Source organism: Acidobacteriota bacterium (genome assembly GCA_034211275.1).
Lineage (GTDB): Bacteria > Acidobacteriota > Thermoanaerobaculia > Multivoradales > JAHZIX01 > JAGQSE01.
Genome location: JAXHTF010000154.1, coordinates 1 through 16,677, shown reverse-complemented (window position 1 = coordinate 16,677; position 16,677 = coordinate 1). Strand labels below are relative to the sequence as shown.

At 66.6% G+C, this 16,677-nt stretch carries 12 protein-coding genes; 8 read left to right on the top strand and 4 right to left on the bottom strand.

Going from position 1 to position 16,677, the window contains the following annotated elements; genetic code table 11:
• The 3 genes from SX243_19305 to SX243_19295 form a co-directional block, all read left to right on the top strand.
• A partial coding sequence (locus SX243_19305) for an AAA family ATPase (protein ID MDY7095129.1) occupies positions 1-1,783 on the top strand: 1,783 nt, incomplete at its 5' end.
• 332 nt (positions 1,784-2,115) lie between these two features.
• Positions 2,116-3,321 carry a succinylglutamate desuccinylase/aspartoacylase family protein gene (locus SX243_19300; GenBank protein ID MDY7095128.1) on the top strand — a complete coding sequence of 402 codons (1,206 nt, stop codon included), beginning with the start codon at positions 2,116-2,118 and terminating at the stop codon, positions 3,319-3,321.
• A 293-nt stretch (positions 3,322-3,614) separates the two neighbouring features.
• Positions 3,615-4,631, top strand: a complete 1,017-nt coding sequence (locus tag SX243_19295; protein ID MDY7095127.1) for a MerR family transcriptional regulator — start codon at positions 3,615-3,617, stop codon at positions 4,629-4,631.
• On the opposite strand, the gene SX243_19290 is transcribed toward SX243_19295, so the two are convergent.
• Complete coding sequence (locus SX243_19290; protein ID MDY7095126.1) at positions 4,590-5,384, bottom strand: nitrilase-related carbon-nitrogen hydrolase; 795 nt, start codon at positions 5,382-5,384, stop codon at positions 4,590-4,592. The two genes, SX243_19295 and SX243_19290, sit on opposite strands and share 42 nt — an antisense overlap.
• 351 nt (positions 5,385-5,735) lie before the next feature.
• Here SX243_19290 and SX243_19285 point away from each other — a divergent pair, with 351 nt between their 5' ends.
• The 5 genes from SX243_19285 (at position 5,736) to SX243_19265 (ending at position 15,438) form a co-directional block, all read left to right on the top strand.
• Positions 5,736-6,950, top strand: a complete 1,215-nt coding sequence (locus SX243_19285; GenBank protein ID MDY7095125.1) for a hypothetical protein — start codon at positions 5,736-5,738, stop codon at positions 6,948-6,950.
• Positions 6,951-7,542: 592 nt separating this feature from the next.
• Positions 7,543-12,405, top strand: coding sequence for a DEAD/DEAH box helicase (locus tag SX243_19280; GenBank protein ID MDY7095124.1), 4,863 nt, complete (start codon positions 7,543-7,545; stop codon positions 12,403-12,405).
• A gap of 40 nt (positions 12,406-12,445) precedes the next feature.
• Positions 12,446-13,186, top strand: a complete 741-nt coding sequence (locus tag SX243_19275) for a single-stranded DNA-binding protein (protein ID MDY7095123.1) — start codon at positions 12,446-12,448, stop codon at positions 13,184-13,186.
• Positions 13,187-13,616: 430 nt separating this feature from the next.
• Positions 13,617-14,942, top strand: coding sequence for a hypothetical protein (locus tag SX243_19270; GenBank protein ID MDY7095122.1), 1,326 nt, complete (start codon positions 13,617-13,619; stop codon positions 14,940-14,942).
• A 328-nt stretch (positions 14,943-15,270) separates the two neighbouring features.
• A complete protein-coding gene (locus tag SX243_19265; protein MDY7095121.1) occupies positions 15,271-15,438 on the top strand; it encodes a hypothetical protein in 168 nt (55 codons plus the stop codon).
• 30 nt (positions 15,439-15,468) lie between these two features.
• On the opposite strand, the gene SX243_19260 is transcribed toward SX243_19265, so the two are convergent.
• The 3 genes from SX243_19260 to SX243_19250 form a co-directional block, all read right to left on the bottom strand.
• Positions 15,469-15,765 carry a DUF5989 family protein gene (locus SX243_19260; GenBank protein ID MDY7095120.1) on the bottom strand — a complete coding sequence of 99 codons (297 nt, stop codon included), beginning with the start codon at positions 15,763-15,765 and terminating at the stop codon, positions 15,469-15,471.
• A 47-nt stretch (positions 15,766-15,812) separates the two neighbouring features.
• On the bottom strand, positions 15,813-16,229 hold the full coding sequence (locus SX243_19255; protein ID MDY7095119.1) for an SxtJ family membrane protein: 417 nt from the start codon (positions 16,227-16,229) through the stop codon (positions 15,813-15,815).
• Between the two features lie 35 nt (positions 16,230-16,264).
• Positions 16,265-16,677, bottom strand: a 413-nt coding sequence (locus tag SX243_19250) for a carbamoyltransferase C-terminal domain-containing protein (protein MDY7095118.1), incomplete at its 5' end; no start/stop codon positions are given.

The following is a 16,677-nucleotide window of genomic DNA, read 5'->3' as shown; positions in this document are numbered from 1 at the left end:
GCCGCCGGGAGGCACCGGCGAAGTAGGGGAGGAGCCGGAGGATCTCTCCAGCGAGCCCCTTCAGGCCTTTTGTCAGGACCTGGTGGCGCTGGCCCGGGACGGCGCCGTGGATCCCCTCATCGGCCGCCAGGGGGAAATCGGCCGCACCCTCCACATCCTCGCCCGGCGGCGCAAGAACAATCCCATCTACGTCGGGGATCCCGGGGTCGGCAAGACCGCTTTGGTGGAAGGGCTGGCCCTGCGACTGGCGGACGGAGACGTGCCGGAGGCGCTGCAGGAGGCTTCTCTCTACCGCTTGGATTTGGGGGCCTTGCTCGCCGGCACCCGCTACCGTGGGGACTTCGAGAATCGCCTCAAGGGTGTGCTGGGAGCGCTGGAGGAGAAGGATCAGCCGATCCTCTTCATCGACGAGATCCACACCCTCATCGGCGCCGGGGCCGCCGGCAATTCGGCCATGGACGCCTCCAACTTGCTCAAGCCCGCGCTGCAGTCCGGCGGTCTGCGGGTCATCGGCGCCACCACCTGGTCCGAGTACCGTCAGACCTTCGAGCGGGATCGGGCGCTGGCCCGGCGGTTCCAGAAGGTGGAGGTCACCGAGCCCAGCATCGAAGAGACGGTGAAGATCCTCCAGGGACTGCGCAAGCGGTACGAGGAACATCATCAGGTGCGCTACACCAAACCCGCCCTGGAAGCCTCGGCGAAGCTGGCGGCGCGCTTCCTGCGGGACCGGCGGCTGCCGGACAAGGCCATCGATCTGATGGACGAGGCGGGGGCCGCGGTGCGCCTCGCCGGGCGCCGGCGGGTAGGCGTGGAGCAGGTGGAATCGGTCCTCGCCACCATGGCCCAGATTCCCCCGCGGCGGGTCAAGGGGGATGATCGGGAGCGGCTGCGGGGGCTGGAGAAGGAGCTCAAGCAGGTGGTCTTCGGTCAGGACGAGGCCATCGATCGCCTGGCTTCGGCGATCAAGGTGGCGCGGGCAGGGCTGCGGGCTCCGGAAAAACCCGTCGGCTGTTTTCTCCTCACCGGCCCTACCGGCGTCGGCAAGACCGAGGTGGCCCGTCAGCTGTCCACCGCCCTCGGCATCGCCTTCCTGCGCTTCGACATGAGCGAGTACATGGAGCGCCACAGCGTTTCCCGGCTGGTGGGAGCGCCGCCGGGCTACGTCGGCTTCGACCAGGGTGGCCTGCTCACCGAGGCGGTGAGCAAGAACCCCTACGCCGTGCTGCTGATGGATGAGATCGAAAAGGCTCATCCGGACGTCTTCAACATGCTCTTGCAGGTGATGGACCACGGCACCCTCACCGACACCAACGGCAAGCAGGCGGATTTCCGCCACGTGATCCTGTTGATGACCAGCAATGTCGGAGCGCGGGAGCTTTCGACCCGGCTCATGGGTTTCGAGGACCGCCTGGCCTCCGGCGCCGACGGCCAGGCCTACGAGCGAGCCTTCAGCCCCGAGTTCCGCAACCGTCTGGACGCCCGCATCCCATTCCAGTCCCTGAGTGAGGATGTGATGCTCTTGATCGTCGACAAGTTGATCGACGAGCTGCGGGCGCAGCTGGCGCCGCAGCGGGTGGAGGTGGCGATGACGCCGGCGGCCCGTGCCTGGCTGGCGCAGCGGGGCTACGAGCCGACCATGGGGGCACGGCCTCTGGCGCGGGTCATCGATGAGGAGATCAAGCGCCCCCTCACCGAGAGCCTGCTATTCGGCGATCTGGCCCAGGGCGGCCTCCTGACTTTGCGAGTGCGGGACGACGCTCTGATTCTGGATACCGGTGACTAGCATCCCGTGGTCAAGACGCCCTCTAACCTCCCCGAGTCCTGACAAGCGGTGCCCGCTACGTTATGATCTCGTTGTAGGTGGCGGACGGGAGTTCTTCGTTTGGAGACACCGCGCCGACGCCGTATTGAGTGCCCACGAACGGCAAAGCCCGACGCCTTGATCGGCGTCCGTCTGCATTCCGGGAGAGCACCGGAGCCCAGATCGTCCGCCTGCCAGCCCCCCGCGACCCTGGCGGAAGCCCCGGTAGATTCCTCAGTCGACAGAGGAGCCCGGAGTACGAGAAGGACTTTGCTCCCTGTTTGGACCGGGGGCCGTTCGGGCCGGAGGAACCCTTGAGCAGCTCACTGGTCGCAGAAATACCCGCCAAACCCCGCATCGAACGCCGCATCGGCCAGGTCCTGGGCAAAAAGCCCGGACCCACCCTGATCTGTATCGGCAGCCTGCACGGCAACGAGCCCGCCGGTTACCGGGCTCTCGATCGAGTCTTCGCCACCCTCGAGGCGGAGAACGTGGAAGTACGGGGAGAATTCCTCGGTCTAGTGGGTAACTGCGAGGCGCTGAGGCAGGGCAAGCGCTTCCTCAACGCCGACCTCAACCGCCATTGGGCCCCACAACGAGTCGCCGCCAGCCGCGTCGGCGCCCTGGCCCACAGCCCGGTGCCGGAGGATCTGGAGCTTCACGAGCTGCGGCAGGTCCTGGAGGCCGCCTTCGGCCGCGCCCGCGGGGAGGTGTACGTTCTGGATCTGCACACCACCTCCGGCGGTGGTCCGGCCTTCGTGGTGATGTCCGACACCCTGCGCAACCGCAAGTTCACGCTGCAATTCCCGGCGCCCATCATCGTCGGTTTGGAAGAGGAGCTGGAAGGCACCCTCACCGACTACGTCATGGACCTGGGGCATATCGCCATCGGCTTCGAGGGCGGGCAGCACGACGAGCCTCACGCCGTCAACCTGTGCGAGGCGGGAGCGTGGATCGCGCTCTCCGCGGCGGGCATCATCGATGCCGAGAAGGTTCCCCAGGTGGAGCTCAGCCGCCAATTCCTGGTGCGCGAGAAGCGAGGCCTGCCCAAGGTCTTCGAGGTGCGCTATCGCCATCCCGTGGATCCGGATGACGGCTTCCGAATGGAGCCGGGCTTCGTCAGCTTCCAGAAGATTCGCAAAGGTGAGCTGCTGGCCCGCGACCGGCATCGCGAGCTGCGCGCTCAGGAAGACGGCCGCATCCTCATGCCCCTCTACCAGAAGCAGGGAGAGGACGGCTACTTCGAAATGCGCCACTTCAGTCCTTTCTGGCTGCGCCTGTCGGCCTTGCTGCGGCGCGGGGGGTTGGATCGGGTGATCAACTGGCTGCCTGGGGTCGAGCGGGATCCGGATCATCACGAGACTCTGCGCATCGACCGCAAGGTGGCCCGGTGGTACAGCCTGCAGCTCTTCCATCTGCTGGGCTACCGCCGCCACCGCAGCAGCGGCGACCAGCTGGTGGTTACCCGCCGTCAGCACGACTTCCCCATCAAGAGCGTCGGCCGGCCGGGCCGACGCTAGCAGCCTCTTCCCAGACGCCTTCTGTCCGACCCAGCGCGGAGGCCTTCGCGCTGGGGGCACATCTGATTCGTCCTCTGCCACGAACAATTCAATAGAGACCGGACCATCCGGCGCTGCGCCCGAAGAGTTTCTTGGTGGTCGACAGTTTCTAGTGACTTCATGGACAGTCTCTGTCCTGTCCAAAATTTACGCCCATCTGTCCAGGTAAATGAGCGGAATATCTTGACAGACTCTGATAATACTTGTACGGTGAGGACATGGACAAGAACTTAGACAAGACGCCGAAGCATTCCATGGGTTCAGCCTGTGAGCAGACCGGACTGACTCCGGACGTGATCCGTGCTTGGGAGCGGCGCTATGACGCTGTGACCCCCCAGCGAACCGCTGGCAACCAGCGCGCGTTTTCCGACCTCGACATCTATCGGCTGCGGCTCCTGCGTCAGGCGACGCGGGTCGGCCGCTCCATCTCCAAGATCGCGCATCTTTCCAACGAGGAGCTGGTGGATCTGGTGGCCCAGGATCAGGCGCGGCTGCGCAACCGGCCTCAGCCGAAGCAGCATCCGACGCAGAAGTCCAGGACGTCCATCCTGCTCCAGCGCTGTCTGGAAGCTGTACAGCGCCTGGACGGTGGCGCCTTTGAGCGGCAGTTGGAGCTGGCGGTGATCCACCTCGGATGGGCGCGCACCATGGACGAGGTGTTGGTGCCCCTGATGGAGCAGATCGACGAGCTGTGGAGCGAAGGCGCCATGAGCCTCGAGCATGAGCGCCTGGCGTCCGCCCTGGTGCGCTCCTTCGTCGGCAGCATGACCCGGGCCTACCCGCCGGAGTCCAACGCTCCGGGGCTCATCATCGCTACCCCCCGAGGCCAGGTGCACGAGTTGGGGGCTGCCCTGATGGCGGCCACCGCTGCGGCGGAGGGGTGGCGGGTGACCTACCTGGGCGCCGAGGCGAGCACCGAGGAGATCGCCATGGCGGTGCTGGAAACGGAATTCGAGGTAGTGGCTCTGAGTCTCGCCCACCCGGAGGGCGAGAGCTCTCTAGACGGCGAGCTGAAGACCCTGCGCCGGCTGATCGGGGACAAATGTCAGCTGGTGATCGGGGGCCAGGCGGTGGCGAGCTTCTCGCAGGTCCTGGACGACGTCGGTGCCCTGCGGGTTGAGCAACTGCCCAAGCTCCGGCAACTCCTGGTCAGCCTTCGGAGCGGCACGGACGAGGTCGACGCTGCCGAATTCCATCCTTTCGTGACCAGCGGTCCTCGGACGAGTCTGCTACGGCAGGTCCTGATAAGTCCCCGGGCGTCGATCAGCTAGAAAGCTGAAGCGTTCTCGGTTGCGCACCACCCTCTGGGAATCCACCGTGCCCACCAGCACCGCCTCCTGGTGCTCGGCGGCGATCAGAGGGTGTCCTAGGGGGTCGAAGAGCGCCGAACGCCCATTGTGCGGAGTTCCCTCCGCATCACCAACCCGATTGACTCCGAAGACGTAAGCCTGATTTTCAATCGCTCGGGCGCGCAGCAGGGTCGACCAGGCGGCGGAGCGCACCTCCGGCCAGTTGGCGATCACCAGATAGAGGTCCGTCGCATCCGCCGCGATGCGAAACGGTTCCGGGAAGCGCAGGTCGTAGCAGATCAGGCAGGTGGTGCGTACACCCTCGATCTCGACGGTGGGTAGCGTTTCACCACCAGCGTAATGCTCGTGCTCACCGGCGAGGGAGAAGGGATGGATCTTTTGGTAGTGAAGTCTCTCCTCTCCGTCGGGGTCGAAGATAGAGCAGGCGTTTCGCGGCCGATCCTCGTCCGTGTCTCCCGGCTCGGCATAGCCGCCGGCCACCCACACTCCCAGCTCCGCGGCCATCCGCGACAGAAAGTCCCGCACCGCCGGTGCGTGGCGGCAGATCTCCCGTGCGTTCATGGAGAAGCCGGTGGCGAACATTTCCGGCAGCACCACGAGCCGGCCGCCGGCGGCCGCTCCTCGGCGCATCCAGGGTTCCGCGCGTCGGAAGTTCTCCTCCGGAGCCTCCCAGGCGATATCGAATTGGATTCCAGCGACCGTCAATATGCTCATCGTCTCTCCCGCGGTGTCTCTGACATTGGCCGGTGATTGTATCCGACCGCCGACCATCGACCGCCGGAGCCCGAGAGGTGCGAGGGTTATTGAGCGTATATGCAGTTATAAATATTTAATTTGTCTATTTCTTGGTAAGAAATCAATCAGCCGGGCTCGTTCTATGGGTTTTCTCCCTAGAGGACCCCCGGGGGAGATGCCCTGAGGTAACTTTGGCAGAAATTCTTTCAACAATTATGTCTCATTTCGCCTTCATTTGAACACTATTCTTACGAGGCTGGGCAAAGGAGCTTAGCTCGAGAGGACATCGTCCGGGCTTGGAGCCGCGGAAGAGGTGCAAGGGAATAGGCCATGAGCTTTGATCGACGGAGATCGGATCGGGAGAGTGGAGTGACGGGTTGGGGACGCCGGGTCCGAGGTGTCGGCGGCTTTGCCTCTGCGTCCTCGGACGCCGCTGTGAAGGTGGACGATTATGGTGAGGTTCTCGCTCGGGTGCGCCAGCGTTTGAGCGCCCGCGCCCCGCAGTTCGTGCGCGAGAAGACAGTGGCGCCGGAGCGGCTGGCGGAGCTCTTGGCCCACCCGCCGATACATCGCGAGATGCTCGTGCGCAACAGCGAGCGTTTCGTCTTCCTGGCCCTCGCCCGAGCCTTGGTGACCGCCAGTGCTCGCCGGGCGCCCTCGGACCTGCCGGAGGCGGAAGCCATCGGCCAGCTGGCGGTGCGGGTGGCGGAGCGCCTGGACGTGGGGCTCTACGGCCGCGGAATGGTCGCCGACACCCTGGCCCTGGCGTGGGCTCAGATCGCCGACTGCCGGTGGCGGGGCAAGGATTACACCGGCTCCGAGGCCGCTCTGGTCCGTTCCCAGAAGGAGGCGGAGGTCGGCAGCGGGGAGTGCCAGGTAGGCGCCCGGCTGCTGGCGGTGGAGGCCTCTTTGCGGCGTCAGCAGATGCTCTACGAAGAGAGCGAGCGGCTCTTCCAGCAGGCGGTGCGGCTCTATCGCAGCTCCGGGGACGAGCAGCGGTTGGGGCAGGCGTTGGTACAGCAGGCGGAGCTGATTCGCGACGTGGGCAAGCCTCGTCAGGCGCGCTGGCTGATCCGCCAGGGGCTGCGTCAGCTGCAGAGTCCGGAGGATCGGCAGGAAAATCTGGAGGCTCGGCTGCTGCTGGTGGAGTGCGAGGCGGAGCTGGGCAACCATGGTCGTGCCGCTCGCATGTTGGACGAGCTCCGGGAGCCCGCCAGCAGCTTCTCCAACGAGCGGCTGGCGTTGCGCTGGCGCTGGCTCGAAGGCCGCGTGGCCGCCGGTCTCGGCCGTACGGTGGAGGCCGAGGCGGCGTTGAGCGCGGCCCGTCAGGGTTTCGAAGCCCTCGGCGAGCCGGGGGAGAGCGCCCTGGTGGCGCTGGACCTCGCCGGCCTCTACCATCGCTGTGGCCGCCAGACGGAAATGACCGAGGTGATCTCCAAGGTCTTGCCCTATTTCGCCATGCACGCCAGCCATCGAGAGTTGTCGGCGGCGAGCCGGCGCTTATTGGAGGCCTCCGGCGCCATGGCCACCGCCTCCGTCGGCTGATCTGAAGCTTCTTGGCTGGATAGACTCCTCTAGGAGCTCGGAGACAGACAACTCCATCTGGTGCGAGAATTCAGCGTCGGATGCTTCTTTGGAGCCAAGCCCTCACCCCCTCCGGTCCCCCTCTCCCAGCCGCCCACCCAACCTGCCGGTAGAGGGGGAAGCTCGAAGCTCACCATTGAGCCTAGAATCAGTCCAGATGGTGGGCTGGCGCCCACCACCAAGGTGTTCGTGATTCCGATAGTCTTTGGACAGAATTCTCAGGCTGTCCTGAAAATACCTCCGACCGCAAGGACCTATTGTCATCCTCGCGGGTGATTCGTGAAGCATCCCCGACGGCTAAAGGCTGTCCTGTCAGGATAGTGGAGCTTCCTCGCCACATTGGAGCCCCGGTGGCACAGCAGAGCCCCGGAGGGGCGGAGGCATCTAGCCCGGGGCGCAAGCCCCGGGTGTGCGATCCGAAGAATTGCCAAGCCCCGGAGGGGCGGCAGCGGCTGTCCTGAAAACACCCCCGACCGCAAGGACCTAGTGTCATCCTCGCGGGTGATTCGACAAGCATCCCCGGCTGCTAGAATTCCTCTTCTGCGGCCCCATCATGAGCTCGAATCCCAGCACCCCCTCCAGCCCTCCCGCCGGCCCGTCCGGCCTGTCCGGCCCGTCTGGCCCGTCCGGCCTCGAAGCCTTCCATCCGCTGATCCAGGAATGGTTCCGTCAGCGCTTTCCCGCGCCAACGGATATCCAGCAGCGGGCCTGGCCGGTGCTTTCGGCGGGGGAGCACGCGCTGCTGACGGCGCCCACCGGTAGCGGCAAGACCCTCACCGCCTTCCTCTGGCCGCTGAATCAGCTGCTCACCGGTGCCTGGCGCACCGGCGGCGTCCGGGCGCTCTACGTTTCTCCCCTCAAGGCCCTCAACTACGACATCCAGCGCAACCTGGCGGAGCCTCTGGAGCAGCTCCAGGGCCACTTCGCCGCCCATGGTGAGGAGGCGCCGGAGATCCGCGTGCTCACCCGCAGCGGCGACACTCCGGCCCGGGACCGCCAGCGCATGGTGCGGCGGCCGCCGGAGATCCTCATCACCACCCCCGAGAGCCTCAACATTCTGCTCACCTCCCAGGGTGGCCAGCGTCTTCTGGGGGGCCTGGAGACGGTGATCGTGGACGAGATCCACGCCGTCGCCGGCGGCAAGCGGGGAGTGCATCTGATCACCGCCGTCGATCGCTTGGTGGAGCTTACGGGGGATTTCCAGCGGGTGGGCATTTCCGCCACCGTCAAGCCCCTGGAGCGCATCGCGCAATGGTTCGGCGGCTGGCACCTGGAGCCGGAGAGCTGGCGCGAGCACCCCCTCTTCCGGCGCCGGCCGGTGACGATGGTGCGGTCTCGGGCGGCCAAGGCCTACGATTTGGCAGTGCAGCTGCCGCGAGGGCTGGAGCGGGCCAAGGAGGGCGAGGAGCTGCAGCTCCACCGTGCAGGCCAGGACGACTTCTGGGCCGGCGAGGACGATTTCTGGCCCAATCTGGCGGGGGAGCTGCGGGATTTGATCCGCACCCATCGCTCGAGTCTGATCTTCGCCAACAGCCGGCGCATGACGGAGAAGCTGACCCGGCTGATCAACGAGGATCAAAACCAGGACCTGGCCTACTCCCACCACGGTTCCTTGTCGCGGGAGATCCGGTCGGTGGTGGAGCAGCGGCTCAAGGAGGGGCGGCTGCCGGCCATCGTCGCCACCAACTCCCTGGAGCTGGGCATCGACATCGGGGACCTGGACCAGGTGGTGCTGGTGCAAACGCCGCCGGCGGTTTCGTCGGCGGTGCAGCGCATCGGCCGCGCCGGACATCGGGTGGGGGAGGTGAGCAAGGGGCGCTTCTATCCCCTCTACGGCCGCGACTTCCTCGACGCTGCGGTGGTCGCCCGCTGCGTGCGGGAACACGATCTGGAGCCGCTGCAGCCGGTCTACGGCGCCCTCGACGTCCTCGCCCAGGTGTTGGTCTCCATGGTGGCTCAAGAGGCCTGGCCGGTGGAGCGGCTGTACGCCGTGATTCGCACCAGCGAGCCCTACCATCACCTCTCCCGCCGCCATTTCGACCTGGTGCTGGAAATGCTCGCCGGCCGCTACGCCGACAGTCGGGTGCGGGACCTGGATCCGCGCATTTCCATCGACCGGGTCAGCGGCACGGTGCGCGGGCGTCCGGGGGCGGCGCGGCTGGTGTACATGGCCGGTGGCACCATCCCGGACCGCGGCTACTATCACCTGCGGCTCCAGGGCACCGGTGCCAAGCTCGGTGAGCTGGACGAGGAGTTTGTCTGGGAGCGTTCTCTGGGGGATACCTTCAGTCTCGGTGCTCAGAGCTGGCGGGTGCAGCAGATCACCCACAACGACGTGCTGGTCACCCCTTCCCGGGGCGCCGCCAGCCTGGCTCCTTTCTGGCGCGCCGAAGAACGGGATCGGGACGCCCACCTGTCGACTCGAATCGGCGAGCTGCTGGAGGAGGCCAACCGGCGGCTGGAGGATCCCCGGTGGCCCGAAGAGCTGACTCGGGAGCACGCCCTCAGCCCCGCCGCCGCCGATTCCTTGCTCGACCTCCTGCGCCGTCAGCGCCAGGCCACCGGCGCCGACCTGCCCCATCGCCATCATCTTCTGGTGGAGCATTTCCGCGACCCCACCGGCGGTGGCGAGCGGCGCCAGGTCTTGCTCCACACTTTCTGGGGCGGCCGTGTCAACCGGCCCCTGGCCATCGCCCTGGCGGCGGCGTGGCACGAGGCCCATGCCCACCCGCTGGAAATCGTCCAGGACGACGATTGCATCAACCTCATCCTTCCCGCCGAGGTGCCCGCCGACGATCTGCTGCAGCTGATCACCGGGGCCGGGCTGCGGCGACGGTTGGAGGAGTTGCTGCGCCGGCGCCTGGAAACCACCGGCTTCTTCGGCGCCCGCTTCCGGGAGAACGCCGCCCGCGCTCTCCTGCTGCCGCGCGGCAGCTTCAAGAAGCGCATGCCCCTGTGGCTCAACCGGGCGCGGTCGAAGAAGCTCCTCACCGCGGTTTCCCAATACGAAGATTTCCCCATGTTGGTGGAGACCTGGCGTACCTGCCTGCAGGACGAATTCGATCTCGATTCTTTGGAGGCTCGCCTCGACGAGCTCATCCAGGGGGAGATCCGGGTCGGCGAGGTGTGGACCGAGACGCCGTCCCCCTTCGCCGAGGGCCTGATCTGGAAGCAGACCAATCGGCTGATGTACGAGGACGATACGCCGGAAGGGGCGGGAGTCTCGCGGCTGCGGCCGGAGCTGCTCCAAGAAGTGGTTTTCTCCAGTCATCTGCGGCCGCGGCTGGCGGCCCAGCTGGTGGCGGACTTCGAGGCCAAGGCCCAGCGCCTGGCACCGGGGTACGCACCGCGCAACGGGTTGGAGCTGCTGGACTGGCTGGAAGAGCGGCTGCTGATCCCGCTGGAGGAGTGGGCCCAGCTGCTGGAAGCGGCGCGCCGGGACACCGGCGACGCTGCCTGGGCTCCGGAGTTAGTGCACCGGGAGCTGAAGGATCGGGCTTTGGCCCTGACCCTGCCCGGCGGCGGGCCGGCGGTGGTCTCGGTGGCGCGGTTGCCGCGGCTGTTGGCGGCGCTGGGGCTCACCTGGGAGCAGGATCAGGAACGGCTGGCGCCGGCGCCGGTGCCAGGCTTGGCCGCGCCGGGGGAAGAGGCCCTCGGCGGCGAGATCGACGCCGCCATGGAGCGCAGTGGTGAGGAGGCGGAGCGCATTCGTGCCGGCGCCAGCAACGGCGATGGGGAGGACGACAAGCTCGATGGGGACCTCGATGGGGACCCCCTCACGGATCTCGTGGCGGACTGGCTGCGCTTCTACGGCCCGCGGGAGGTGACCCTGGCGCCGCGGGTCTTCGGCCTCGAGCCGGCGCGCTGGGCGACGATTCTAGAGACGCTGGTGGAGGAGCGGCGGGTGGTGGTGGATCAGCTGGTCTTGGAGCCCGGGGGCTTGGATCCAGGGTTTGGGGCGCCAGGACCGGGGGAGCGGGGCGTCCTGGAGCTCTGCGACGCCGAGAATCTGGAGATCCTGCTGCGCCGTACCCGCGCCGCGGCACGGCCGGCCTTCGAGCCGCTGCCGCCGGCCAAGCTGCCGCTGCTGCTGGCGGTGCACCAGCGGCTGGGCCGCAGCGCCGGCGGTACGGACGATCTCCGTCGGGCCCTGGAGCCCCTCTTCGGCCTATCTCTCCCCGTCGCGCTGTGGGAGCAGCAGGTGCTGCCGGCGCGGCTGGCTCCCTACTTTCCCAGCTGGCTCGACGGCCTGCTTCACGACACCGAGCTGGGCTGGTTCGGCACCGGCCGCAAACGGGTCGCCTTTGCCCTGGAGGGGGATCTGGAGCTCTTTCAGACCTCCTCCGATGGCGAGGAGCAGGAGGAGGAGAGCGAGGAGGCGTCGGAGGGCTCGGTAGCTCTGGACGTCCTCTTCCCTCCGTCGGTGGGGCGGGGCCGCTTCGAGCTGCCGGACCTCCAGCGGCGCTCCGGCTGGACGGCGGAGACGGTGCAGTCGGAGCTCTGGCGCCTGGCTTGGAGCGGACAGGCCTCCACCGACACCTTCGCGCCGGTGCGCCGCGGCCTCGCACTGGGCTTCGGAGCTGGGTCGGCCGGAGCTGGGGCGGGAGTGCAGAAAGGCAGCCGGCGCCCGGGTCGCCCACCGAGAGGGCGCCGACAGCGGGGGCGCCGGGATTGGTCCTCACCGCGCCCCGCCGCCGGCGCTTGGAGCCGCTTGCCCCCGCCGCCGGCGCCGGAAGACGCGCTGGAGGCGGAAGAGCTCAACAAGGATCGCGCCCGCCAGCTGCTGGACCGCTATGGCATCGTTTTTCGTCAGCTGCTGGACCGCGAGGCGCCGGCTCTGCGCTGGTCGGCGGTATTTCGCAGTCTGCGCCTGATGGAGCTCTCCGGCGAGGTGTTGGCGGGGCGCTTCTTCACCGGCGTCGACGGCCTCCAATTCATCTCCCACCGGGCCTTCCGGCGGCTGCTCCGGGGCCTGCCGGAAGATCGCGTATTCTGGGTCAACGCCGCCGATCCCGCTTCGTTGTGCGGTGTCGCGGTGGATGAGCTCAAGGCTGCACTGCCTTCCCGCCGGCCGAGCCATCACGTGGTCTACCATGGCTCCCGGGTGGTGGTGGTGAGCCGGCGCAACGGCCGGCGGTTGGACATCCGGGTGGCTCCGGAGGAGCCTTCGCTGATGCGCTATCTGGACTTCCTCAAGACCCTCTTGGGCCGGGAGGTGGAGCCGCGGAAGGCGTTGGAGGTGGCGGAGATCAACGGCGAGGACGCGGCGGAGAGCCCGTATCTGCCGGTCCTCGCCTCGTTGTTCAGCATCACCCGTGAGCCCCGGGGAGTGCGGCTGCGCAAACGCTACGGCGCGGCGCCGGCGCTGGAGAGCTCGCCCGCCCTCGGTGCCCTGTCCGAAGACAGGCCCTCTTGAAACCGTTCGAAGTCATCTCCGTCAGGAAGAGAATCTCACCATGACCGACAGCCTGTGGCAGATCGCCCAAGACCTCACTCGAGAGCTCCAGGACCTGCAATTCGACGCTCCCGTGACCCATGTCTACAACCCCCTGAGCTATGCCGCAGAGACCCACCGGGCGTATCTCGAGCGTTTCGGGGACGGCGCCGAGGAGGCGGTTTTCCTGGGCATGAACCCCGGTCCTTGGGGCATGGCCCAGACCGGTGTGCCCTTCGGCGAGATCGAGCTGGTGCGCGGCTGGATGGGCATCGAGGGGCCGGTGGACAAGCCGTCCCAGGAGCATCCCAAGCGTCCGGTGGAAGGCTTCCAATGCACCCGCAGCGAGGTCAGCGGGCGGCGGCTCTGGGGCTGGGCTCGGGAGCGCTTCGGCACGCCGGAGCGCTTTTTCCAGCGCTTCCTGGTGCTCAACTACTGCCCGCTGATCTTCCTCGAGGAGAGCGGCCGTAACCGCACGCCGGACAAACTGCCGGTGGCGGAGCGCCGACCTCTCTTCGAGCTCTGCGACCGGGCTCTGCGGCGGTCGGTGGAGCTGCTGGAAGCTCCGCGGCTGGTGGGGATCGGCAAATTCGCCCAGCGGCGCGCCGAAAAGGCCTTGGCGGGATTGCCGGTGACCATCGGCGGCATGCTCCACCCTAGCCCCGCTAGCCCGCGGGCCAACGCCGGATGGGCGGAGCAGGCGGAAGAGGACCTGCGTCGCCAGGGGATCGAGCTACCCGATCTTCGAGCTACGGCGAAATAGTTGTCCCGGGTCTCTCCCTGACAAACACAGGGTATTGGTGAAGAGCCAGACCTCGAAGGCCGATTCAGGGTTTGCAAAACAATGAATGATTGTTGTGTTCGGCTGTTATAACAGCTATCTTGACCCTGCATCCGAGTCGCCGAGGGACGCAAACCATCTGGAGATTGACCATGATGCCTCAAAGCGAAAGGCGAGCTTGGACATTAGATCGCCAGGGTGTGCTCGGCCCCCATTGGAACGGTCCCGAGCTGGATCCCAACGGTTGAGCCCCGGGGCGGATCGATCCGATGCTTCTGCCAGTGTCCGAGCCGGTGTCGAGACCGGCGTCAAGATGGGATGCAAAGTGCCGGAGTCGGAGAAGTTGCTGAAGCACAGAAGTGACCGAAGCATTGAAGTCCCTCCGAGTTGATGTGGGAAGTGGAGCGATGAGATGAGCAAAGAGCAGCTGAGCCTGGAAGACATTCGACGTCTCGAGAAGGGCGAGTTGGAGGACGAAGGGGCGCGGGAAACCGTGCGTCGGCTCCTCGCCGTGGACGTCGAGGCGGCGCGCATTGCGGCGGAGCCCTGGCCGGCATCCGGCGCCGGGAGCAGCAACGGCAACGGCTCCGAGAATGAAGAGCTGGCCGTGGTGCTGGAGCACCATCGACGGCTTCAGGATGCGGCGGTGAGCGCCGACGATCTGTTCGAGGAGCTCACCCGACTGCCGGTGGGCCGTCAGCGGCTGCTGGTATGCAAGGATGCCCGCTTCCACAGCTGGGCCCTCTGCGAGCTGCTGCTGGACCGCTCCTGGGAGTCCGGCTTCGACGACCCCATGCTGGCTCTGGAGCTTGCGGAAATCGCCGTCAGCGTCGCCTACGAGCTGGGGACGGAGACGGTGCCGGAGCCTCTGCTCTTCGATCTCAAGGCTCGGGCTTGGGCCTACCTGGGCAACGCCCGGCGTATCTCGTCGGATCTGCGCGGCGCCGAGAAGGCCTTCGAGCTCGCCGAGTCGCTGATCGACAAAGGGACCGGGGACCCGGTGGAGCAGGGTCGGATTCTCGAGCTCCAGGCGTCCCTGGGCATGAATCTGCAAAAGCTGGAGGACGCCGAGTCGCTGCTGCTCAAGGCCGGGGCGGTCTACCGCCGGGCCGGGGCCGGACATCGCCGGGGCCGGACTTTGATCAGCCGCGGCCTGTTGGCGGGGCGCTCGGACCGCGTTGACGATGCGGTGGAGCTCCTGCGCCGGGGGCTCGAGGGCATCGACTCCGAGCGGGAGCCGCGCCTGCAGCTGGTGGGCATCCACAATCTCTGCTTCTATCTCAACGAGCTCGGTGAGCAGGACGAAGCCTTGGAGCTCCTCGCCGACGCCCGCCGGCTGCACCGTTCCTTCTCTAACCGCCTCGACCTGATCCGGCTGCGTTGGCTGGAGGGGCGGGTGGCGTTGGCAGCCGGCCGCGTCGGCGAGGCCGAGAAGGCCTTCAGCGAAGTTCGGGACCAATTCGTCGAGCAGGAGATCGGCTACGACGCAGCGCTGGTCTCTTTGGACCTCGCCGGGGTCTATGCCCGTCAAGGAAGAGCTTCGGAGATGCGCCAGCTGGCGGAGCAGATGATCCCCATCTTCCAGTCTCGGGATCTCGGCCGCGAGGTGATGGCGGCGTGGATCGTATTCCAGAACGCCACCCGCATGGAGAGCGCTTCCGTCTCCCTCATCGACGAGCTCTCCAACCTCCTCGAAGCCTCTCGGTCGGAGGGTTCCCAGGGACCCATGGAACCCTGAGTCAAGGGGCGGCGGCCTGCTGCCGCGGCCCCTTCGTCGAATTGCAGAACGCTCGAGAATAGCGCCCTCCGGGGCGCTTTTTTCGTAGGAAAAAGGAGGGCGAAGAGAGGGGCTCCTTGGGCTGAATCTTGTGTCGAGACTGATTTTAAGCGATTGAGAAATTCCGGTGAAAGGTATCGACTCATCATTTAGGTGAAAAAAGTCGTCCCGATTCTCCAGAAGGAAGACACTTAGAGTTAGTGAGCCCCCAAGAAATCGAGAGAGCTCTTATACGATGACCAAAGACCCTTTGGATTCGGATCTAGAGGACCCTGATGAGGGCCGTTTTTTGTTGACGCGAGGCTGGCGACGGCTGCGCCGCTGGATGGCGTGGCTGGATCTGGGCAACCAGATCATCATCTACCGAGTCGGCGAGGACGAGGCCAAGGAGCGGGTGCCCCCTGCCAAATCTCAGGACTGCCTCTATCGAGATGCCAGGACCCCGCCTCCCCCCTGATGCCCTTCCGTCCCGAAGCCATCCGTCCGATCAGAACAGCGTGTAGATGAACGGCGCCGCTCCGGTGCCGGCGAGGACCACCAGGCCTGCGAGGAGCAGGAGCACCAGGATGATGGGGGTGAGCCACCATTTCTTGCTCTCTCGAAGGAAGAGCCAGAACTCCTGCAACAAGCCGCCTTGAGCCCCCTCCGCCGCCTGGACGAAGTCCTTCGAGGAGTTGCCGGAGCTGCTCTCCGCGGCGGATCTCGAAAGGTCTGCGGGACTCGGGCTCTCGGATTGGGGGTCAGCCGGAGCGGAGCGATGGTCGGAAGATTTCTTGGCGGGCATGGTCGGCACCTTCTGTGGTCTCAATGGGCCTGTCGGTGAGCTCGGGCTCAGAACTGGCGGAAGTAGCGGTCGGGATGCTTCGTCGGCTCTCGCCGCCGCCAGTAGCTCCCGGGCTCGGGCTCCCGCCGCCGCTGCAGAGGATCGCGGCCGGTGAGGCGGAGGACCAGGCCCAGGGGCGTCAACAATAAATAATAGACCGTCGCCAGCAACACGTGGGAGAGCACCCAGCCGATGGGCCAGGTGGCGACGCTGACGGCGACGAAAAGCCAGCGGGCGAGGGGGCGGTAGAGCAGCGTCGCCAGGGGCATGAGGGCGGCGGTGCTCCAGATTCCCAGCACCCATCCCCAGGGCGTTCCGCGGTGCAGGAGCCCGGCTCCCAGGGCGCCCAGGAAGAGCAGCCAGAGAAGGCTGAAGACCCAGAGCTGCCTCGGTTGAGGATCGCGTTCGATGGGGATCAGGGGCATGAGTCTCGGTGCGGATGGAGTCGGTTCGGAGAGGATCAGTCCAGGGCGAATTGGGACAGGTGCTGCCGGCGGTCCACGGCGGCGGCGGCGGGTTGCTCTTCCTTGCGCAGCACATATCCTCCCAGCACCAGGACATCCATGTCGGTGGCCATGAAGCAGCGGTACGCATCCTCCGGGGTGGCCACGATGGGCTCGCCGCGGACGTTGAAGCTGGTGTTGATCAATACCGGACAGCCGGTCTGCTCTTCGAAGGCTTGGAGCAGGCGGTAGAAGCGCGGGTTGCGCCGGTGGTCGACGGTTTGCACCCTCGCCGAGCCGTCGACATGGGTTACCGCCGGGATCTCGGAGCGCACCTGCCGCAGCCGCTGGAAGCCCGCCGGGAGGCCCGAATCGTCCTCGGAGGCCTCCGAGGAGCTGGTTCCTCCGCGCCGCTTTTCCTCTCTCACCG